Genomic DNA, 23,251 nt, shown 5'->3' on the forward strand with positions numbered 1-23,251 from the left:
TGAATTAATATTTATAATGTTATTTAATCTCTTTTAAATCTAGCCATTCAGAATATGTCAAAATGTTTAGTTCATCTTTTTTACTTACGACATAATTAACAATCGTTTTAAACTTTTCTGGATCAAAATTCATTTGAGCTTTATCAGCTTTTTTTTCAAATCGATGATTCGTAAATACAATTGATTGTTTCGTCTTAATTGCTAAGTCAATTTGATCTTTAACCCATGAAATGTCGGTACTAGGAAGTAAATTAATCGTACGGACTTCATATTTTTTGATATTGTTTGTTTGTATTCCATCCTTAATGGTACGAGCACTTCGATAATGTTCTTCCTGCAAAGTTTTCAAGGTATCTTGATTAAAAGACCCATATGGATAAACTGCGATATTACTTGCTCTTGTAAAACAGTGTTGATCAAGCCATTTACGTGCATCGTTTAATTCACTTTTTTGTTCTTGTTTTTTTAAACTTGCTAAATGTCGATGTGTATTAGTATGATTCATTAAATCCCAACCAGAACGATATAAAGTATTTAATTGACTTAATGACATGTATCCTTCAGTACCTATTTTCGAAGGAATGACAGCAATACTTCCTTTTACATCATTATCCTTTAGGATTTTAAAACCTTTCGTAAATTGCGTTTCCCATCCATCATCCATTGTAAAAATAATGTTAGCTTTATTTTTGTTTTTTTGAATTTCTTGTGGTGTTTGAACTTTACTTTGCAAATTTTTACAATTAGTAGTTTGCACCAAATTATTTTGTGGTTTAGATTCTGACAAATAAGATGCACTACTTTTCATAAACGGATATGCTATCAAAAATGATGAAATTAGAACAGCATATACGATAACAAGTTTTTTATCCAACGTTCTTCATTCCTTTATCCTTTTCTAACTCATAAATTCTTCCGGATCGTGAAACTTTGTTCCAATCATTACGGTTTATAAAATAGGAAATAGTGCCAAATAGCACAAAAAACAATGTTACAAAACGATAGACAAATAAGTCTAAAATAATTGTAACCGTCAATCTGATCTTTTCTTTGCCTTTAAATTTAACGCCATAATAATTAGCCAAATACATAGCAAATAGACTATAAATAAAATTTAAAGATACAACTCCAAGCAGATAGAATAATAGTAGATTTTGAGCATTTCCTATATTTGTAAACAACATATAACCAAAATTAAAAAGCGTAAAATAGATAGCAACTGTACCTAATATAAAAGAATCGATTAGCATAAAGAAAGAAACGGTGCGAAATAAAAAGGTCTTTATAAGCATCGGAAAATAATAAATGACACAATCAATAAATGCCTTTTGCCAACGAATTCTCTGTTTAAATAAATCCTTCCACGTTTCTGGACACTCTGTATAGCATACAGCATTGGGTACAAAAACCATTCTCTTACCAGGATTTTTTAAAATGTATTGTTGGAATTTTAATGTAATGTCGATATCTTCACCTAAAGTCTTTCTATATCCACCAACTTTAAATAAAATCTTTCTATTAAAAACCCCGAATGCCCCGGAAATAACGGATAGTGCATCGAATTTCGCAAGTGAAACTCGATTAATATAGAATCCTTTTATGAACTCAAAAATTTGAAATCGAATGACATGATTAACCGATAAAGTACGCTCGATATTTTTTTCATTAAATTGGACACCTTGAAGGGGGTGCACCATTCCTCCTGCTGCTAATACATCTGGATCTTGGAAAACTTCATTCAAAACATGCAATGCGTCGTTTGCAAGAATACTATCTGCATCTAAAGTTACGACTAATTCATTTTTTGAATATTCGATTCCAGCGTTTAAAGCGTCATGTTTTCCACCATTTACTTTGTCAATTACGTAGACATTAGGGTAAATAGTCGATTTATAAAAGTTATTGATTTTATTACTCTTTAACTGATTTGATATTTTTCGCTCTTCTGGTGAAAGACGAAGAAGTTTATGCAAAATTTTCATGGTTTCATCTTGTGATCCATCGTTAATATAAATAACTTCTTTTGCTGAGTAATCTAATCTATTAATACCTTTTATAGCTGTTTCAATAATGCTTTCTTCGTTAAAACATGGTATGAGTATGCTAATGCTTTTATTAGATCGTACAATGTTTTGTTTTCGTTTCTTACGATTATAAAAGATTGGAAGTGCATTAATCATATGTAATATTGGGAAGAAGGTACATAAGAAAAGGGTGAGTATTGTAACAAATTGCATAATTAAATCTCCTTAAAACTTGTATTGTTATGAAAGATAATAATCAATTAGACATAACAAAATTAGATTTCTACTTCGATTATTTTAACGAGATTTTGGTTTATTTAATATGTTATTTTTTGAACAATTTATTTCAAAATGAATACTAACAATACAAATATTAAAATGTTTTATATATGAGAGGAAATTTCACATACCGTATTAAGTTTAGAATTAAATTAAGATACTTGAATTGATAGAAAAAGAAGGGGGGTATTGCTTAAAATTGCACTAATCTCTAAATGGGGGATTATTATTATGAAGGTGACATCGTTTTTAAAATGTATTTCCTTGTAGTGTATGACAAAAAACATCTATCATCTAGAAAATTGGTTATATGTATCAATGGATTAAAGAGAATTAAAACCAATACAAGAAATTAATTAAGATAATAAACAAAACAGCCGAAAACCTAAATTTGATTCAGCTGTTTTGTTATACGTTATTTTAAATGAATATAAGTATTATCTAACAAATAATCCTACAATTGTTCCTGTTAAAACTGAACCTAGCGTAGCAACTAATAATACTTTTAATCCAAATTTTGCAAAAAGCTCCGATTGTTTTTTATCAATTGCAGCAATTGCACCATATATAATACCAATGGATGAAAAGTTAGCAAATGATACTAAGAATGATGACACAATCGCAACAGTTTTTGTTGATAAATTAGGAATGATTTTTTGGAAATCAAGCATTGCGACAAACTCATTTGCAGCGACTTTTGTACCCATAATTGATCCGGAACGTACTAATTCATCTGTTGGTATACCCATGATAAAAGCAACAGGTGCAAAAACATATCCTAAAATTTCAGTAAATGTCATTCCGATAATCGAATTGAATACGAAATTAATCATTGCAAGTAAACCAATGTAGGTTATTAACATTGCACCTACAATTAAGGCAACTTTACCACCATCAAGTGCACCGTTACCGATGGCTTCAAATAATGACTTTTCTTTAATCATTTCTTTGACATTAATATCTTCATCTTGTTCTGATGTAACAGGACATGCCATTGAAGAAAGAATTAAACCAGAGAACACGTTGATCGGTAGTGCAACTAGTACATATTCAGGGGGAATCATTTGCATATATGCACCTAAGATCGAACAAGATACCGCAACTAACGAAGATGTAACGACAACAAATAATCGGTTAGGTGTTAGTTTATGTAATTCAGTTTTAACAGAAAGAATTGCTGTTGTATCACCGAATACCATACTATTTACAGCAACGAATGACTCAATCTTTGGTAATCCTGTAACTTTTGCAACTGCACCACCGATATATTTAATTGCTAATGGTAGTATTCTTGTGTAAGTCAAAATTGATAATAATGAAGATACGAATATGATCATCATTAAAACATTAATCCAGAAATAACCCTTTGTCGATAAATCACCGAATACAAACGAAATACCTTCATTACCAAAAGATAATACTTTATTAAAGAAGGAGACGATCTTTTGTAAAACTGTTCTTCCAATTGAGGTTTTTAGCATAAACCAAGCTAAAATCAATTGAACCACTAACATGATGGCAACAGCTTTATAGTTAATGTGCTTTTTATCATTAGACATTAGCCAACAAATAATAAGTATCAAGATAATGCCAATGATTGCGAAAATATATGACATTTATTTTCCTCCAAACTACAAAATCGTAGAATAATTTCTAATTTGCAATCTTATTGTTTCCAATCAATATAAAAATATCATTAAATAAAGTAAGGTTTATTTATATAAATAGCTGAACTAATTTCATGCCACCCCACACCCCTATAATCCCACAAATTGCTGAAAATACAGGTGGTGCCGGAATTGGTAATTTAATGAGAGTAAATACAACTCCAACAATTAAACCTGCGATTAAGCTCATAATTATTTCATGCATATTTACAAACTCCTTTTTGTTCAACACTTTTTTTGTATTACGATTGATACATAATTAACTGATGATAGCTAATCTTCTCTGTTAATAGGGTATTATCCCCAAAATTCAAAGCTAATACAAATTACTCCACTAAAGTAAACTTTTTTTCAAAACCAATGGTTGGTAGGTAAAAAGAATGTTATTAAAGAATATATTTGTAAAGGAAATTTTAAATCTTGATCACTTAGAATGTTTTCAAGTTGAAAGGGGCTTATGAATGAAACAATCGCTGTTGAAAGAAATTCATGATTTTACTTTATTTGGAGAACATGCAGATCATTTTGAATACTTAGCAAGTGGAAAAGATGGTAATGTTTACGCTAGAGACAATTATGTAATAAAAGTATTTAAGGAAGATGGAAAAAGTCGAGATGACGGAATGAAACTTCACCTACTCGAGCGTAGTATATACTATCCAAAAGTTCATACATTTACGAATGATTTTATGGTCTGTGATCGAATATTTGGGGAAACTTTTTATCAATTAGATGGAAACAGTAAAAAATTACGTAAACAATATGAAACAGAAATTAATCAAGCGATCTTTGATGCTCAAAATGCGGGTTTAAATGCATTCGACTTACATAATCATAATTTAATGTTATCAAATGATGGCGAAGTACGAATTGTTGACGTCGGACGATTTTCTCTTGAAGAAGAAACTCTCCAGCTAGGCATTTTTAAATCTATATTTGGAAGTTCCCATCGACGTAACCGAAAACATAAAAGACGTCATGACCACTCATCGTCAAGGCATCATTACAGACATTCTTCATCCTCTAGACGCCACCATCGTAGACATTCAAGTTCATATAGCTCTCACTCTTCGTAAATAAAATCCAGTTTTCTACGTAAAGGTGGATTTTCAGAGTGTTGAAATATAAAATGGTCAAAAGAGAAATCGGACATTAAATGAACAGTTATTTTATGATGAAATTATTGATGAATGTTTTAAGAATGGAATATGTTAATATGTTTGACCATTTTCATGATTCCAATAACTCTAATGATGATTTTTTCAGAAGTTAAATTATGAGCTAATTTTTAGAAAAACAATTTAAATATTGATTAGTTTGATTAATGTTCGATATTAATTGACCTACAAGCAGATTAATATACTACAGTTAGGTTACTCTAAGTAAAGGCAATTTGATTATGGTTTATTGTAGACTTTTTTTGATTGAATAAGTTGATTGGAACTAAAGGGGTGCTCGACTCCTATGGGATTAGCGGGAAGGCTGAGACCCCACAGGCTTGCCGAGGAGGCTAAAGAATCTCGCCCCAGGGAAAGCGAGCATCCTGTAGTGGAAATCAACATCACTCTACTCCTTTTACGAAAATTTGGTATTTTAATTGACAAGGTTGTTTTTCATCAGCGTAAAAATCCACCTTTCTACTAAGGTGGATTTTTTGTCAATTGCATAAGTTAATACTGAATGGAAAAACTAACCAATAATATTAATTGTATTATTGGAGGGCAAAATGTATAAATCAATCGTATCGTTTATGCTTTTAATAGTTCTTGGTTTTTCCTTCGATCATTTTATGGTGGCCGAGGCAAGTGTATTTACAAAAGAAATGCTAAAAAAAGAAATCGAGAATTATGGAGAAAAAGTAACTAACAAAATCCCAGCATCCTATAGTAAGGAAGATGCGCTAAAAAAAGGAGATATATTAATAATAGGAAGAACAACTAACCATAATGTACGGATTCAAAAATTTATTAATAATGTAAAAAATAAGAAGCCTGACTTTATTCGATTTGTTGAATTTACTTCAAAGGGTGATCCAGTGATTACCGAATACCAATATAATGGAAAATTAATCTACTATCGATTTGATAGTTCAAGGGATCGAACAGACCGATATCGAAAAGGTACATTTGCGATGAGTAAATTTGTTACAGGACCAAAAGTATTAGAAGACTATTGCCAAAAGTTGGTCGTAAATTCAAATACTTCATATTTAACAAATTGTTATCATTTTGATAAGGTGGAATTTTAATTTTAAATTTAAAAAAACGTCGGTTAAAAAATCGGCGTTTTTTGTGCTTTAGTTCATAATAGTAAATGAAATTTCATTCACCGTATTTTATATACAAAAGAATTTTACAACTTTAAATTTAAGATTATTAATAAAACTGAATCAACAGCAATTCATTCGCGAAAATTTCACGTATCGTAATATATTCCTAAAATTATTTCTTTTAACGATAAGATGGACAAAAAGTTCCAAACTAAACTATAATTTTGACATATAACTAATAAAACAACCACTGTGTAAATCTGGAAATAAAAAAGATTCACCAAAGGAGTAAATAAAATGACAGAAAATATAGTTCAAAATGAGAAAACTGAGTTAATAAAATACATACCTCCAAAAGGAGAATTTACAAGATTTTTGTCTGATGAGGATTATTTAGAAAAAGGAAGAACTTGGGGTTTATTTAATAAAAATCCAAAACATGATTTTTTATTCAAAGGTCAAGACTTTCAAGTAAATGTAAAGCTTGTTGGCTATGAAACTTATGGGGTTACAGATGAGTATCATACAATTATTATTGAATTTGAAGATGGCAATTTAACATGTATTCATCCTGCTTATTTAAAAGAAATGCAGTCCCCAAGTTTTAAGAAAGTATACACAGTTGGTGAAAGTGATACGAAGAACAGTGAAGAGAAGAAATCAGAATCAGAAACAGTAACAAAGTCAAAAGAAAGTACTTCTAAAGCTACTACAAAGAAAAAAGTAGAAAAGAAAGAGGAAGTTTTAATTACATTACCAACTGATAAATCACATTTTAACGGTACGATTAAAGAATTTAGTACAAAATATAATCATTTTAATGATAGTGAAGAAGAGATTGTAATTTGGGAAAACGTGGCCGTCAAAGGAGATCAGGATTTAGTAATTGGAAATGCTTGGTGTTCATTAAGCAAAACTTTAAAAGCAGCTGAATTAGAAGTAGGTAAATCTTATCAATTTGATGGGAAAGTAGTTGATAAGAAACTAAACAAAGAAGTTAAATATAAACTAAATAACCCTTCAAAAGTTGTTGAGATTTAAATTTAGATCAAGAATAGAAGTTTCAAATTTACTTGCGAATTGAAAAAAGCTAACTAGTTCAGTTAGCTTTTTAAGAGTGTTGTAATATAAAATTGTCAGTTGGGAAAACGAACTTTAAATGAACATTTATTTAAAGATGAAATTATCATTTTTGGATAATCTATTTATAGTTTTAAATGTTAAACTGTTTTTCCACCATTTCTAGTAATGTTTTTTCATAGGTTAAAAATTTATGAGTTAATTTTATAGAAAAACAAATACAATTGATTAGTTTAAATTAATTTCGATCTTAATTTACCTACAAACTGATTAATAAGCTTTTAAGTTACTAAAAGTAAAGGCTATTTGATTAAGTTTTTTTGTATACTTTTTTTGATGAATGAGTTGATTGGAACGGAGGGGTGCTCGACTCCTATGGGATATGCGGGAAGCCTGAGACCCCGCAGGCTCGCCGAGGAGGCTCAGGTCTCGCCCCATGGAAAGCGAGCATCCTGTAGTGGAAATCAACAACACCCTTCTCCTTTACGAAAATTTGGTAATTAATTGACAAAGTTATTATCCAACAGCGTGAAAGAAGCTAATAAATACAGTTAGTTTTTTTATTTCTCAAATTTCATCTTTTATTATCAAATCTATGCTAAATGGTTACATGTTTTTGTTCTTTTAGACAAATAATTTAATAAAACACAATACCTATATATTTAGAGTATAATCCTGAAAATTGGTAATTTAAGTCTTGTATTACTACTTTTTACTAATCATAAAAAGAAGTTTAGTATCTTAATACACTTATTTAAGGGGGCGTATTTGTTGAAAAGAAAAAAAATTGTAATAACATTTCTTACTTTTGCGTTAGCAGGTTCTTTGTTTTCAAATACAGCACTTGCAAAAGAAGATAAAGTTAATACTTATGAAAAGATTGATCTAGTTGGTCTTGGAGATTCCATAACATTTGGTTTCAATCTAGGCACTAATAATAATATACCATCAAACTATGCGTTCCCATTTCTAATTGGTGAAAACGCAAACTTTGAAGTTCGTGATTTAGGCGTTCCAGGTTGGACGACAGCTAATCTTTTACAAGCAATAAAATATGATATCAACTTCAGACAATCAATAAGACATGCAGACTATATTACTTTGGATATAGGAAATAATGATTTGTTACATACTTTGAAAAAAAGTAATCATTTAGAACAACTTCCAGTTAAAATTGCTTCAATGATGCCAAAATTAACTGGAAATTTAAATGAAATAATTAAGGAAATTCGTGAACTTAGTGATGCTACGATTGTTTTGTACAATTTCTATAATCCATTTCAAGTAAATAATCAACCGATGCATAAACTTTCAAATCAAATATTATCTCTCATCATTAATCCTAAAATTGCTAGCATTGCAGATAAATACAAAAATGTAAAAATAGCTGATGCTTTTTCTGCGTTTGATGAAAAACAAGCAACGTATGTTAGACAGGGAGATATACATCCAACTAAAGATGGACAAACTGTACTAGCTAATATTGGAAAGAACGCGCTAGGTATAAAAAAATAAAAATTTTGTATTAAGTTTATATTTTTCAATTTAACTTACTTAAATTTATCGATTAACCATTGATTATGGTTAATCTTTTTTTATTGTAGTTATTATTTATGTTAATTAATTTTGTATGGAGACATAACACATTCATCATAGAACTATATATTAATATTTACTAAAAAAATGCCGTTTGGATTATGAATCAGTGATTTTATATTTAGGAGTGATCTAATGGAAAGTATCCATGAGATACTAAATGAAATTACATCAGCTAAAGAGGGTGATGTATTAGCGACTATTATTCATGTAGAAGGCTCAGCATACCGGAAAGAAGGAGCTTCTATGTTGTTTAAGGGAAATGGGAAAGAGGTTGGCTTACTAAGTGCCGGTTGCCTTGAAGCAGATTTGTCATATCGAGTTCAAGAAACAAGAGTAAGAAAAACACCTCAAACTGTTACCTATGACATGAGTGCAGAGGATGATTTAACATGGGGAAATGGAGCAGGGTGTAACGGAATTATTACTGTGCTTTTAGAGCCAATTGATGAAAGTATGTTTAATTTACTAACTAAATTAAAAAGATTCTTATTAAATGGTATGAGTGTATCGATGATGAAAATTTTATTTGACGATCGTAATGAAGTTGAAACTTTATTCCTCGTGGATGAACAGACCTTTTTTGGAAATTGTAATGAAAGAAATTTAGATCAGGTTAAAAGTGCTCTTAATGAATTACATTATACTAATCAAAAAAGTGGGTTACGAATGATTAAACCGCTTAAAACTAATACGTATCTACATACTTTTTATCCAAAGCCTCGATTATTCGTGTTCGGAGCAGGTAAAGATGCGATTCCTTTAGTAAAACTTGCATCTTTAGCAGGATTCTTTGTAACGATAACTGATTGGCGTGCAGATCTTTGCTCTAAAGAATACTTTCCAGACGCAGATCAAATTCTTGTGGGCTTTCCGAGCGAAATCATACCAAGACTTCAATTGACTGCTTCTGATTCTGCTATAATCATTACCCATCAATTCCAAAAAGACAAGGAAATAGTAAATCATATTTTAAATATTCATCTTAAGTATTTAGGAGTTCTAGGTGGAAAAAAACGAATACAACGACTTTTGGAAGGTAAAAAAGTAGATACAGAAATAAACAGTCCAGCTGGCCTACAAATTGGTGCTGAAGGACCAGAAGAGATTGCAATCAGTATTGTTGGTGAACTAATTCAACGACAAAGAATAAAGAAGATATCTAAGTATGAAGAATAGTAGAATCGTTGCAATTTTACTTGCTGCAGGTAGTAGTAAAAGAATGGGACAGAATAAAATGTCACTTCCATTAGGTAATTCTACAATTGGAAGTATCGGTTTACGTACATTTATCAATTCTAATATTGACCATGTTTTTGTCGTAACAAAAGAAGATGATTCACTAAATTGGATTAGCAAAGATCTTTTTCAAAAACCTTATAAAGATTCATGGACACATGTTCCATGCGCAAGTGCTAACAAGGGACAATCATATTCTCTAAAATGTGGTTTAAATCAAACCCTAAAATCAAAGGCTTTAGGGATCATGATTCTCCTAGCAGACCAACCTTTTTTATCAATCCATACGATTAATGAATTACATGAAATTTATTTAAATCGTGTTAGTGAGAATTCAACAATTCCTTTTTTAGCAGCAAGCTTCCAAGGCTTTCCTAGACCCCCTATTATACTATCACCAAATACGATACCTGAGTTATTCATGTTAAATGGAGATGAAGGAGCAAGAGCAATTATTCGGAATCATACTAATCTAGAAGATTTTTTAGTTGAATTTGAGAATAAGTGGGATTTTTTCGATATCGATACAAAAGAGGCGTATGATGTAGCGAAGGGAGTTGATTTTATTTGTGATTAGAAAAGGAGATGAGACCCTTAATAAGCAAGCCGTTTGGTTTCCAGATACACTTGAGAAAACATACAAATTAAAGCGGCAATATTATTATAATTCATGCCTTATTGCGGGAGGAACTCTTTTACAAACTGAATGGGAAAAGGGAATTCAGTGTCCGGAAAATATAATAAGTATAGAAAACATTAAAGAATTGAAGGAAATTGAATTAGTGACAAAATATGGGCAATCTTTTATCCAAATTGGAGCTTTAACAACTTTAGATTGTTGTAGGAATAATCCAATCTTCCTTGAAAATGTCCCAATCTTAGTGGAAGCTGTTCGCAATATTGCATCTCCAGCCATTCGTAACAGAGCAACAATCGGGGGGAATGTTGCAAATGGATATGGTGATGTCATTCCGGCATTATTAGTATTGGATGCAAGTCTGTTATTGTATGATGGAGACAAAATTAAAGTAAAAAAATTAACAGAATGTATAAAAGAAAAGAACTTTTTATTAAATTCTATCCTCGTGAGTATTACTATTCCTGTTCAAAAAAAGAATACTCGTGAAAATTATTTTTATCAAAAAATAGGATTAAGAGAGAATTTTTGTCAAAGTATAGTGAGTATCTGCGGTTATTTCAAAACCGGCAAAAAAAAGGTAATCGAAAAAGTTCACTTAGCAGTTAGTGGTAGCTCTTTTTTGCCCCAAAGGTTAAATCGTACAGAAGAGCTTATTAAAGAGTTACTCCTTCCACCATGTCAATTCAATGAAATAGCTCAGTCAATCAAAAAGGAATTCAATCCTCCTTCTGATCATTTTTCATCTTCGAACTATAAACAGGACATTACAATTAATATTATAGTTTCCGAGATTGCTAAACTAAGTAGTAAATGAGAGGTGATTGAATGCGTAAAGATTTGACCCCTACCAATAAGGAAAGAAGAATTCGTCCTGATGGTTTAAACAAGGTGACCGGAAATCTGAAATATCTTACGGACCTTTCCTTTCCAAAAATGTTATATGGGAAAGTATTAAGAAGTACAGAGCCACATGCTGAAATCTTATCTATTTCAATTGAAGAAGCTGAAAAAATTTCGGGTGTTAAAGCTATTGTTACTTATAAGGATATTCCAGGTTTAAATGGTTTTGGTCTGATCGTTCCTGACCAACCTGTTTTTTGTAAAGACCGGGTAAGGTATATCGGTGATGCAATTGCAGCAATCGCCGCTGATTCAGAAGAAATCGCTGAACAGGCTTTAAAGTTGATAAAAGTGGAATATAGAAAGCTACCTGTTATTGATAGCCCTGAAATGGCCCTTCGCCTTGATGCTCCTAAATTACATGAACAAGGAAATATTTTACATCAGTCTAAATATCAAAAAGGTGATGTTGACGAAGGGTTTCGAGAATGTAGTATGATTATTGAAGAAACATATGAGTTACCTAGGCAAATGCATGCATATATGGAAACAGAAGGTGGAGTAATTGTCCCTGAAATAAATGGGGATTTAACGGTGTATGTTGGAACACAGCATGGTTTTAAAGATCGATTTCAATTGGCCAGGATTCTAAATATGCCAGAAGAAACAATTCGAATTATCTCTAGCCCAATGGGTGGTTCATTTGGAGGGAAAGATGAATTAAATATTCAACCATACGGTGCATTGTTAGCTCTAAAAACTAAATGTCCAATAAAAATTCACCAAAGTAGAAGCGAATCTGTTAAGTCTGGATTAAAACGACATCCAATGAAAATTACAATGAAAACAGGTGTAAACGCAATTGGAGAAATTAAAGCACATAAAGTAAAAATTATTGCTGATACAGGTGCATACGCAACATTAGGTCCTGCAGTTTTAGATTTTGCTATTGAACATGCATCAGGACCTTATATCATATCTAATATTGAAATTGAAGGGTATTCAGTATTTACGAATAATGGAGTTGCTGGTGAATTTAGAGGATTTGGAGGAAATCAAATTACGTTTGCTCTTGAGGGTCAAATCGATCGAATTGCTGAAAAGCTTAATATGGATCCAATCGAATTTCGTTTAATAAATCTAAGAAAAATAAATGATTTAGGCCCATTAGGTCAAAAAATCGTACCAACAAACAGTGCTTTTGATGTATTAAATCGAATATGTAAAACACCTGTACTAAATAAAAATGAGCATAATCAGAATTGGAAGGTTTATGGAAAAGGTATTGCGATCACAATGCATGGTGGGGGACTTGGGGTCGACAGAATAGACCCAGCGGGAGGTCGGTTATCGTTTACTCGAAAAGGTAAAATAGAAGCAGCTTTTGGATTTGAAGAATGTGGTCAAGGTATTCTAGCTGTAATTGAAACATTATTAATCGATGAATTTAATTGTTCTGAACAAGATATTAATATTATTATAGGTGATACTGAATTGGTGCCAATTAGTGGTTCTTCTACAGCATCGAGAGCTACAAGCATGGTGTGGCATTCTTTAAAAAGAATGGAAGCTTCATTTAAGATCCAAGTTCTTGAACTAGCTCAAAAGGTTACTAGATTACCGATTAACTTTCTTGAAATGGGACCTAAAGGGATTTGGCTAAAAGTTAACGATAGAGAAGAAAAATTTATTATGACGTATAAAGAGCTTGCTCAAAAATTGCCTCAAAAACAAGATATAATCGTTCAGACATCTTTTGATTTTCCGATAAGTCCTGATGCTACTGTTGGAGGTAGTCACTATCTTTATTCTTTCGCATCCGTTTTGGCACAAGTTGAAGTAGACCTTTTGACTGGAAAAACCAAGATCATTGGATTAGACCAAGTAGTTGCTGCTGGTCCAGTTGTCAATCTTTTAGGTTATAAAGGTCAAATCGAGGGTGGAGGTGTTATGGCATTAGGGTATACATTGATGGAAGATTCGATAATGGAAAAAGGTAAATACATTTCTGATAACTTTGATACGTATTTAATACCAACAATTTGTGATGTTCCATCTAAATTAAATGTAGTCCCAATAGAAAATCTTGTTGAAGAAGATTCATTTGGACCTAGAGGAGTTGGAGAAATCGGAACAGTTGCTGTTGCTCCTGCAATTGCTAGGGCAATTTTCGACGCAACAGGATGTTGGATCAATAAATTACCAATTTCCCCAGAATATTTATTGCAATTAATAAATTCAAGGAGATGAGCTAATGGGTATGAATAAATATGATCAAGATCAACCTATTCATTTACTTGAACTAAATTTAAAAATAAATAATAAGGAAAAGCAATTATATGTTTCACCTACCAAACGTCTAATTGACATTTTAAGAGATGAATTAAAACTGACGGGAACTAAAATCTCATGTGAAATTGGTCGGTGTGGGGCATGTGCGGTTCATATGGATAATAAATTAGTTAATTCTTGTCTGATGATGGCCTATCAAGTAAATAATACATCAATTTGTACAATTGAAGGAATAGCAGAAAAAGGGCTCCACCCGATTCAATTATCTTTCTTAGAAGAGGGCGGATATCAATGTGGATATTGCACTCCAGGTATGATAATGGCTGTAAAAGCGCTTCTTGATACAAATTCAAATCCTACAGATGAAGAAATAAATGAAGCTTTATCAGGTAATTTATGTAGATGTACAGGATACACAGGAATAAAACGGTCGATCCAAAAAGCAATTAAACTCATTAATAAGAATGATAGTTAAATTCTTTTAAAGTAAAAAAATTATACTCATTTAAAACTTTTCCTTCTATAATTCACCTATTGTTCATAGGGAAAATATGAGGGGATTTTTTGTGTTTTGAGCTATTTTAAATTTCCATTTGGTGCATTTGTTGTTTTTTGCATTTTTAAAATAATAAGTAACCGGGTGCTCAATAATAATTTTTATAGATTGTTCTATTTATATTGTTTACTAATGATCATATTAAAGAGAACCTCAAAAGGGTGGATTTTTTCCTGGATTTAGTATAAAGAAAGAAGTAAAAAGAGTATCTTTTAAGTAATGTAATGAAATTATAAATTTAATTTTGTTTGTATCTAACTGAATAATGGGATAAGGGTTTATTTCTGAAAATTCAGAAATATGATATTCTAAAATAAACTGGTTAGATTTTTTATTAGTCATAAAAAAAGGAAGGGGTATGATGACTTTGGTTTCAAATAGTAATTTATCATTAAATAAAGAAAATCAATTAATTAATCATGTTGACCTACATGAAGTTTTTAATAACATGGCGGAAGTCTTTGAAACAATAACGGAGTATTCACTTATTCCATATGAAATTAAGGTGATACCCGATCAGAATGGGATACTAGCTATTTTTAGTAATATATCTGAGAGATGAAAAACTAAAAATAATAGGAGAAATGGCTGCTGGTGTAGCGCACGAAATTAGAAATCCTCTTACTACAGTAAAGGGATTTTTACAATTAGGATTACAAAATAAAGACTTTGAAAGCTATAGTCAAATATTTGAATTAATGATCGATGAAATTAATCGGGTAAATGCAATTATTACTGAATTTCTCGATATTGCAAAGAAAAAGCCTAACAAGCTTGAAGAACATAATTTAAATCAAATAATAAATACTTTTTATCCATTACTTGAAACTAGAGCATTAAAAGAGGACAAACTCATTATAAGAGAGCTAAATGAAATTCCTAATTTAATCATTGATCAAAATGAAATCCGACAGCTACTTTTAAATATGGTTAGTAATTCCTTAGATGCAATGGATGTTAGAAAAATTGTAAAAATACATACTTATATTGAAGACGATAAAATTGTTATGTCAATTAATGATGAAGGAACTGGGATTCCACCTGAAATAATCGAGAGAATTTCCACACCATTTGTCACATCAAAAGAAAATGGAACTGGATTGGGATTAGCAATTTGTTATGCGATTGCAAAGCGAAATAACGCAACCATTGATTTTACAACTAGTGACAATGGTACGAATTTTAATATTAGATTTAATAGATGAGTGCTTTTCGTTAAAAATAATTTTGTTAAAATTAAATATAAATTAATAGCTTTTTTCGCATAATAAGTTGCTATAAGTAATTATAAATTTATATATAATTTGGAGATAATTGATGACGGCAACGATTCGGCAAATAACGTAATTGTTGCCATTACACTTTTTAGTATTTAACTAATTGTTTCATGCTCCATGATATCTCAAATACAATTTTGTGAATTTTGTCACAAGAAAATACATAATATCGAGAATTAATCCTAAACTTTATATGTTAAATTTAACTTGTGAAAATCATAACAAATATAAAGGTGGTAATCTTATGTTCTTAGTAATCGGATTTTGTGCAATGCTATTATTTTATTTAGTCGCAATCACAACATTAGTTATTTTAACATATAGACAAGGACCACAAGATTGTATAATGGAAGACATCAGAAATTAGCACGTAAGTAAATTTTTAAAGTTAATCTAAAGTTCATTAAATGGGGTGCCTAAAAATTCGGTGTAACTGAAATTTCGGCACCCCTTATTTATTGATTAACAGGAACTTAAAAAGATACAATTAATACATAAATAAAATTTGATTAAGACTAACAAAGTCTAACATATTTCATACTTTAAATAGAAGAACTTCTATTGGGCTACCAGACAAAAGGAGTGTGCAAGATGGAACGGAAAAAAATAAATAAGCTTTTAATTTGGATGTTAATTTTGTCTCCGTTTTTATTCTTCCTAATACCGATATTAGTCGGTTTAATTTTAACGCATCCATTTAGACGAAAAACCGAACAAACCCCTGCCGATTACAATTTGCAATTTGAAGAGGTTGAATTTAAGAGTAATCTTGATCAAGTTGTGCTAAGAGGATGGTGGATACCAGCAAAAAATTCAACATCTAAAACTGTTATAACTGCACACGGGTATACAGATGAACGAAGTCAAAAAAAGATTAATGGTCTTCGAATTGTCCAATCAATCCATGATCAAGGGTATAATGTATTGATGTTTGACTTCCGTAATAGTGGAAAATCAGGTGGACGAACAACAGGAATTGGATATTATGAGCAGCATGATTTATCGTCGGCAGTCGAATATGTGATTAATCAACGAAATCAACTTGAAATTGTTTTGCTTGGATGGAGTATGGGTGGTGCGACATGTTTATTAGTTGGCAGTCTTCATCCGCAAATTAAAGGAGTTATTGCAGATAGCCCATTTCATGATTTACAAACTTATTTGGAAGATAATTTAAGTGTTTGGTCAAAATTACCTAAAAAACCGTTTACTTCAATCATTTTACGTTCGATGAAACACCTATTAAAGATTAATCCAAAAGAAGTGTCTCCAGTCATATCAGTTCAAAAAGGAAATTCTACAAATTATTTATTAATTCATGGAAAAAATGATTTGAAAGTACCATTCAGTAGTAGTGAAATGATTTATGAACAAATCCCTAATGAAAACGAAAAAACATTATGGCTAACAGAACATGGACATATTACAACATTTATTGAAGAACCTGAACCATATATGAAGAGAGTAATTGATTTTATTGAAAAGACGTTTTCGTCTAATGCAAATTAAATAACTAATTAGATTTTGTAAAACAGATGAACCTTAAAGAGCGGTTTATCTGTTTTTTTATTTGAGGAAGATATTCTTCAGTACATGTACATGAAAGTAGAGCGTGTAGAAAATACTATTATTACTAAATTGGTTTAAATAAAAAGTATAATTTTTGCCCCAAAAAGCTCTATTTTACTAAAAAGGCAGGCGAACTAAGATGGCAAATGAATATCGTTCGCGAGAAGAACGTAAACGGCTGGAAAAGCCTTCTAAAATTTCCAATAAGTCTGAAGGCTTATGGAAAAAAATTACTGTAACATTATTATCAATCGTAATTGTTTTCATACTGATTGGTGTAGGAATATTTTCATATTTAGTTAGCGGAGCACCCGCACTAGATGAATCAAAACTTAAAGTACCGCTATCTTCGACTATTGTCGATAAGGATGGCAAAGTAGTAGCCGAATTAGGTAGAGAACAACGAACAAAAGTGTCCTACAATGAAATTCCAAAGGTTGTAGAGGACGCATTTATTGCCACTGAAGATGTGCGGTTTTATAAACATAAAGGCGTAGACATTCGACGGGTATTTGGTGCAGTTTTAGCCAATATTACTGGAGGTTTTGGATCACAAGGTGGAAGTACAATCACCCAGCAAGTAGTAAAAAACTCATTTTTATCTTCTCAAAAAACAATTAAGCGTAAAGTTCAGGAAATGTACTTAGCATTTAAATTAGAACAAAGATACTCTAAACATCAAATATTAGAAATGTATTTAAATAAAGTTTACTTTTCAAATGGTCTTAAAGGGCGAGGAGTATATGGGGTAGCTAAAGCTTGTGAAACTTATTTTAGTAAAGATTTATCTAAAATTACATTGCCAGAAGCAGCAACTTTAGCAGGGATGGTGAAGGCCCCAAATAGCTATAATCCTGCAAAGCACCCTACACAGTCACAAAATCGTAGAAATACGGTTTTAAGTCAAATGAAAAAATATGGTTATATTACAGAGGAACAATATACAACTGCAAAAGCAATACCAATGAAATCATTAGTAAAGGTACATGAATCTGGTGGTACAAAATACAATTCATTTATCGATGTAGTCGTAAACGAAGTAGAAAAAAACAGTGATGCAAATGTTTATACAGATGGGCTAACGATTGAAACTACATTAGATCCTAAAGCTCAAGATAAAGCTGATGAAATATTAAGTAGGGGAAAAAGCTTCTATCCGAGTGATGAATTTCAAACTGGCTTTGTATTATTAGATACGAAATCAGGTGAAATTCGAGCAGTAGGTGCTGGTAGAAATACAAGTACTGGTGGTTTAAACTTTGCAACTGATATTAAAAGACAGCCGGGATCTTCGATTAAACCTATACTTGATTACGGTCCAGCTATTCAGTATTTAAAATGGTCAACTTTTCATCAAATTCTTGACGAACCTTATACATATTCTAATGGGACACCTATTAGAAACTGGGATCGCAAATACAAAGGTAATATTTCAATTCGATTAGCATTAGTCGATTCTCGAAATATTCCTGCATTAAAGACTTTCCAGGCTGTAGGAAGTGATCGCTCTAGAGAATTTGGGAATGGTTTAGGGTTTAATTTTTCGAAAAATACATATTATGAATCTTATTCTATTGGAGGATTCACAGGTGTATCAGCAATGGAGATGGCAGGAGCTTATGCTGCATTTGGAAATAGTGGAATTTATAATAAGCCTCACTCCGTTAAAAAAATTATTTATCCTGATAAAACTGAAAAAGTATTTGCAACTGAGCCTAAACAAGTAATGAGTGATTATACTGCATATATGGTAACAGATATGCTTCGCGATGTAGTAAAAACACCACTTGGTACTGGTAAGAGAGCAAATGTACCAGGGCTTGATATGGCAGGTAAAACAGGTACGACAAACTATTCTGATGAAGTAAAACAAAAATACGGATTTCCGGATAACGCAACTCGTGATAGTTGGTTTATAGGATATTCTTCAGATGTTACAATGGCTGTTTGGACTGGGTATGAAAAAAATAAAAAGAATAACTTTCTTGGTAAAGGTTCAACGAATATTGCCAAATACATTGCAAGAGATATGTTAGCTGCAAATGGTGATCGAAACGCAATATTTAGAAAACCTTCATCGGTTGAAGAAATTCGAAATGAATTATACATTCGTGGAGAAAAAGTAGATGATATTCCAAAAGATATTGTGATTGAGTCTGCAAAAAATGTTAAGGCGAATTATGATCCTGTTACAAGTAATATTTCATTAAATTGGACGTATCCTGCAAATCTGCTTCAAAAAACCTCTTTTGAAGTAAGTTATACTGTAAATGGTGCAGCGGGACAAACTCAAAAAATTCAAGGTACAGCAACAAGTATTAATGGAATTGTCCCTGGAGATATTGTAAAAATAGCGATTGTTGCTATGAGTGCTGAAGGTAAGAGTGGACCTGTTACAGTTACTGTTGATTTATCTTCACCTGAACAACCAACTACTCCACCTGTAAATGAAGGTGGACAAGGAAATGGAAATGGACAGGGAAATGGAAATGGACAAGGAACTGGAAATGAGCAAGGGAATGGAAACGGGACAGGAGAAGGTACGAAGCCAGGTGATCAAACGCCGGGTACAGGAGGAGCGAATGGAGATAATATTGTAAATCCAATCGTACCTAATCCTAAAAATCCACATTAAATCTAAAATTAAAACGCATTGAGAAATATCAATGCGTTTTTTTAAAGTGATCATGTTAAAGGAGTTTTAAAATGGAAGATAAAATAAGGATTAATATTTTTTTAAAAGAGTCGGATAATCCATACGCTAGTTATTATAGCGAAGACGATTTACACTTAAGCTCTGATTTAGAAGATTTTATATTATCTAAACTACATAGTGCTAAAAGAAAAAATATAGAGCTACTATTTGGTGGTCAAAATAATTTTGATGAACATTCATTAAAAACTGCGACGTTAAACTCTTTTTCTAACCTCATGAAAACTGATGAACGGATTTATGCTAGAAATATTAAAAAGACAATTATTTTATTTGTTTTTGGTATTATTATCGGCATCTTATATTTAAAGCTTCAAAAAAGTCACGCCTATATCGGAGGCATATTAAGCATAGTATGTTGGGTATTTATTTGGTCAGGTACAGAAGTATATTTTTTTGATAATATGCAAATTAAACAAAAGATTAATAAGTGTAAGAACATTCTTAATGCAAATATTTACAAAAAATGAGAATGCTGATGCCCCCGAAAAGTCGGGGGATTAATTTAGCTATTGGACTGATGGTTAAATAAAGTAAACTACAATTAGCATATTCTTAGGACAAAAAAAGGTTGGGAAAAAATGAAGAGATAGGGTGTTTAACTAGCTTTTAGTACAAACTTAAAGACTGCTTAGCGGTCTTTTTTTTGTTTAATAAAAAAATCAATTGTAAAAAAATTTAAGCCAAGTCATTAATTATTAAACTAAAAAATCAGAATGATAAATATAAATGAGTAATAGAGCATAAATAGAGTATAGCGGAGGAGTGAAAGATGATAAAGGGATTAAAATTAGTGGGGCTAATCGCTTTCATTACGATTTTGAACGTGATTGTATTTTCTCCAGGTTTAATCGGAATCCAATTAATTAATGCGAGTGCATTTCAAACTGCATTTGGGATATCGTTCATAATAGCGAATTTGTTAGTACTTCTATTTAGTATGTTTCAACTATATTTCAAGCCTGTTAAAGATAAGCCAATTAAACAGCTAAAAACAAATGAAGATTTCGTTCTTGCTTTAAGTCGGTATAAAAATAGTAAAGTACTAAAAGAAGATATTATTACTTCAATTGAGCAAATCGAACGAATGAAAAAGAAAAAAGGCGTATTTTATAACTTATTAGCAGATCGATTTTCTCCAACCGAAATTACATACAACAAGTTTGCATCTGTTGTGGACGAGGTTGAAACATTATTTTATTTAAGAATAAGAAACATCATAAACAAGATTAGTACTTTTGATGAACTTGAATATAAAAAAATAAAGGGGAAAGATGGATTACGGTACTCAAAGTCATTAATTCAAGAGAAAACAAATCTTTTTAATGAATACATTAAATTCGTAAAAAGAGCAATTGAAATGAATGAAGAGATTCTTGTTAATATTGATAAATTAATTTTAGAAATTTCAAGACTTGATGAAATCGGAATCGATGATATTGAAAAAATGGAATGTATGAAAGAAATCGATTCGTTAATTCAACAAACAAAATATTATAGGCAATGAATGAAAGGATGATAACAATGAGGAAGTTTCTTTTTGCATCTATTGCAGTGATCGTTGTAGTTTTTCTTCTTGTCTATATTGGAGTCAATATGACTTCAGGGGATAAGGTTGTGAAAATTACTGATAAAAATAAAAATCAGCAATTAGCTAAAATGATAGAAAAAATAAATATTTCGAAAGCAAAACCAATTAAAGGTCAAATTGACTTAAGTACAGCTGATGTAGCAAGTGAACTCCCCGATATTTCAAAATTTCCTGTATCCGTAGACAATACGACTGAAAGTTTTGTTGAAATTTTTTCATCTACTGAAAAATCAAGTGATGGAAAAAATGGTTGGCTAAATGAGGTCGCAAATAAGTTTAATGATGCAAAATTCAATCTAAACGGTAAGCAAGTATCTGTAAAAATTAGAAACATTGCATCTGGTACTGCAACAGATTTTATTAAAACTGGTAAATATGTTCCTGATGCCTTTACACCTTCAAATGAACTTTGGGGTCAAATGATCACAGCAAGTGGTGTACAAACAGAAACTGTATCCTCGCGTTTAGTTGGGAATGTCCCTGGAATTGTCATTTCAAAGACAAAATATAATGAGTTAATGAAAAAGTACAGTAAAGTCGATCCGAAAACCGTTATCGAAGCGATGACAAAAAATGAACTATCAATGGGATATACCGACCCATTTACTAGTTCAACAGGATTAAATTTTTTAGTTACGACTTTAAATTCCTTTGATTCAAAAGATGTACTAAGCGATACTGCTGTGAGAGGGTTTGAACGCTTTCAAGCAAATGTACCATTCACTGCATCTACGACTCTACAAATGAGTGATGCAGCAGAATCGGGCGTCCTGGATGCATTTGTCTTAGAATATCAAACATTTGTTAATTCACCTGGTTTAAAAAATAGTTACGAGTTTATTCCATTTGGAGTGCGTCACGACAGTCCACTTTATGCTTTAGGGAATTTATCAAAAGAGAAAATGGATATTTTGAAAAAATTTGCTGAATTTACTGGTCAAAATAATCTTCAATCACTTGCGAAACAAGATGGGTTTAATGGGTTAAACAATTACAAATCAGAGCTTAAAACGATCGATGGGGATACATTAAGTGCTGCACAGAAGCTTTGGAAAGGAAAGAAAAATACTTCAAATCCAATTGCTGCGGTTTTTGTAGCCGATGTTTCAGGTAGTATGGATGGCAAACCATTAAATGAGCTAAAAGAATCATTACTTAAAGGACAAAAATATTTAGGAAGAGATAATAGTATTGGCTTAATCTCATACTCTGCTGATGTTACGATCAATCTTCCAATTGCAAAATATGATGCCAATCAACAGTCAAAATTTGTTGGTGCAGTATCTAGCCTCGATGCAAGTGGAGATACAGCAACAAACGATGGAATCCTTGTAGCAATTAATATGCTGAAAGATGAAATGAAAAAAAATCCAAATGTAAGACCGCTTATTTTTGTCCTAACCGATGGGGAGACCAATCACGGGAATTCATTAAAAAATGTAAAAGGAATTATAAAAGCATATAAAATTCCAATTTATACGATTGGTTATAACGCCAATATTAAAGCGCTTGAAAGTATTTCCAATATTAACGAAGCTGCGAATATTAATGCAGATTCAGATGACGTAATCTATAAAATTCGTAATCTCTTTAATGTTCAACTTTAATTAGTAGGAGGA

22 protein-coding genes are annotated in these 23,251 nt (G+C 31.4%); 18 read left to right on the forward strand and 4 right to left on the reverse strand.

All coding sequences use genetic code 11. The features are described from left to right. Window positions 1-19 precede the first annotated feature (19 nt). The 4 genes from BED47_RS02240 to BED47_RS02255 form a co-directional block, all read right to left on the reverse strand. Entirely contained in the window at window positions 20-874 is an 855-nt protein-coding gene (locus tag BED47_RS02240; RefSeq protein ID WP_069032188.1) for a polysaccharide deacetylase family protein, read from the reverse strand. Beyond that, complete coding sequence (locus tag BED47_RS02245; RefSeq protein WP_069032189.1) at window positions 867-2,237, reverse strand: glycosyltransferase; 1,371 nt, start codon at window positions 2,235-2,237, stop codon at window positions 867-869. The genes BED47_RS02240 and BED47_RS02245 overlap by 8 nt, the downstream gene beginning before the upstream one ends. Window positions 2,238-2,740: 503 nt before the next feature. Continuing rightward, window positions 2,741-3,919: a NupC/NupG family nucleoside CNT transporter gene (locus tag BED47_RS02250; protein ID WP_069032190.1), complete on the reverse strand. Its 1,179-nt coding sequence runs from the start codon at window positions 3,917-3,919 to the stop codon at window positions 2,741-2,743. A gap of 100 nt (window positions 3,920-4,019) precedes the next feature. Then, complete coding sequence (locus BED47_RS02255; RefSeq protein WP_025671048.1) at window positions 4,020-4,175, reverse strand: XapX domain-containing protein; 156 nt, start codon at window positions 4,173-4,175, stop codon at window positions 4,020-4,022. A 256-nt stretch (window positions 4,176-4,431) separates the two neighbouring features. On the opposite strand from BED47_RS02255, the gene BED47_RS02260 reads away from it, so the two are divergent. The 18 genes from BED47_RS02260 to BED47_RS02340 all read left to right on the forward strand — a co-directional run bounded on the left by BED47_RS02260 (window position 4,432) and on the right by BED47_RS02340 (window position 23,239). Next, a complete protein-coding gene (locus BED47_RS02260; protein ID WP_069032191.1) occupies window positions 4,432-5,046 on the forward strand; it encodes a hypothetical protein in 615 nt (204 codons plus the stop codon). Window positions 5,047-5,434: 388 nt separating this feature from the next. Beyond that, complete coding sequence (locus tag BED47_RS02265; protein ID WP_069032192.1) at window positions 5,435-5,614, forward strand: hypothetical protein; 180 nt, start codon at window positions 5,435-5,437, stop codon at window positions 5,612-5,614. 82 nt (window positions 5,615-5,696) lie between these two features. Next, entirely contained in the window at window positions 5,697-6,218 is a 522-nt protein-coding gene (locus tag BED47_RS02270) for a DUF4362 domain-containing protein (RefSeq protein ID WP_069032193.1), read from the forward strand. 318 nt (window positions 6,219-6,536) lie between these two features. Beyond that, the gene (locus BED47_RS02275; RefSeq protein ID WP_069032194.1) at window positions 6,537-7,280 is read left to right on the forward strand and encodes a hypothetical protein; all 744 of its coding nucleotides are present in this window, start codon (window positions 6,537-6,539) and stop codon (window positions 7,278-7,280) included. An 810-nt stretch (window positions 7,281-8,090) separates the two neighbouring features. Next, the gene (locus BED47_RS02280) at window positions 8,091-8,834 is read left to right on the forward strand and encodes an SGNH/GDSL hydrolase family protein (protein ID WP_175403433.1); all 744 of its coding nucleotides are present in this window, start codon (window positions 8,091-8,093) and stop codon (window positions 8,832-8,834) included. Window positions 8,835-9,050: 216 nt separating this feature from the next. Continuing rightward, on the forward strand, window positions 9,051-10,094 hold the full coding sequence (locus BED47_RS02285; RefSeq protein WP_069032195.1) for an XdhC family protein: 1,044 nt from the start codon (window positions 9,051-9,053) through the stop codon (window positions 10,092-10,094). Beyond that, window positions 10,084-10,731, forward strand: a complete 648-nt coding sequence (locus BED47_RS02290; protein WP_069032196.1) for an NTP transferase domain-containing protein — start codon at window positions 10,084-10,086, stop codon at window positions 10,729-10,731. Before BED47_RS02285 ends, BED47_RS02290 begins: the two co-directional genes overlap by 11 nt. Further along, entirely contained in the window at window positions 10,712-11,608 is an 897-nt protein-coding gene (locus tag BED47_RS02295) for an FAD binding domain-containing protein (RefSeq protein ID WP_084006717.1), read from the forward strand. Before BED47_RS02290 ends, BED47_RS02295 begins: the two co-directional genes overlap by 20 nt. Window positions 11,609-11,619: 11 nt before the next feature. After that, a complete protein-coding gene (pucD, locus tag BED47_RS02300) occupies window positions 11,620-13,884 on the forward strand; it encodes a xanthine dehydrogenase subunit D (RefSeq protein WP_069032198.1) in 2,265 nt (754 codons plus the stop codon). A gap of 10 nt (window positions 13,885-13,894) precedes the next feature. Beyond that, a complete protein-coding gene (locus BED47_RS02305; protein WP_091021710.1) occupies window positions 13,895-14,401 on the forward strand; it encodes a (2Fe-2S)-binding protein in 507 nt (168 codons plus the stop codon). Window positions 14,402-14,843: 442 nt separating this feature from the next. Then, window positions 14,844-15,044 carry a hypothetical protein gene (locus BED47_RS02310; protein ID WP_069032200.1) on the forward strand — a complete coding sequence of 67 codons (201 nt, stop codon included), beginning with the start codon at window positions 14,844-14,846 and terminating at the stop codon, window positions 15,042-15,044. Between the two features lie 22 nt (window positions 15,045-15,066). Beyond that, the gene (locus BED47_RS02315; protein WP_069032201.1) at window positions 15,067-15,687 is read left to right on the forward strand and encodes an ATP-binding protein; all 621 of its coding nucleotides are present in this window, start codon (window positions 15,067-15,069) and stop codon (window positions 15,685-15,687) included. Between the two features lie 316 nt (window positions 15,688-16,003). Further along, window positions 16,004-16,126, forward strand: a complete 123-nt coding sequence (locus BED47_RS24300; protein ID WP_286143666.1) for a hypothetical protein — start codon at window positions 16,004-16,006, stop codon at window positions 16,124-16,126. Window positions 16,127-16,350: 224 nt separating this feature from the next. Next, complete coding sequence (locus BED47_RS02320) at window positions 16,351-17,268, forward strand: alpha/beta hydrolase (RefSeq protein WP_069032202.1); 918 nt, start codon at window positions 16,351-16,353, stop codon at window positions 17,266-17,268. A 199-nt stretch (window positions 17,269-17,467) separates the two neighbouring features. Next, window positions 17,468-19,963: a transglycosylase domain-containing protein gene (locus BED47_RS02325; protein WP_069032203.1), complete on the forward strand. Its 2,496-nt coding sequence runs from the start codon at window positions 17,468-17,470 to the stop codon at window positions 19,961-19,963. Window positions 19,964-20,034: 71 nt separating this feature from the next. After that, on the forward strand, window positions 20,035-20,511 hold the full coding sequence (locus BED47_RS02330) for a hypothetical protein (RefSeq protein ID WP_069032204.1): 477 nt from the start codon (window positions 20,035-20,037) through the stop codon (window positions 20,509-20,511). Window positions 20,512-20,813: 302 nt separating this feature from the next. After that, window positions 20,814-21,548, forward strand: a complete 735-nt coding sequence (locus tag BED47_RS02335) for a hypothetical protein (protein ID WP_069032205.1) — start codon at window positions 20,814-20,816, stop codon at window positions 21,546-21,548. 8 nt (window positions 21,549-21,556) lie between these two features. After that, window positions 21,557-23,239, forward strand: coding sequence for a vWA domain-containing protein (locus BED47_RS02340; RefSeq protein ID WP_139116328.1), 1,683 nt, complete (start codon window positions 21,557-21,559; stop codon window positions 23,237-23,239). Window positions 23,240-23,251 lie beyond the last annotated feature (12 nt).

Source organism: Gottfriedia luciferensis (assembly GCF_001712755.1).
In the GTDB taxonomy this organism is placed as follows: Bacteria; Bacillota; Bacilli; order Bacillales; family Bacillaceae_G; genus Gottfriedia; species Gottfriedia luciferensis_B.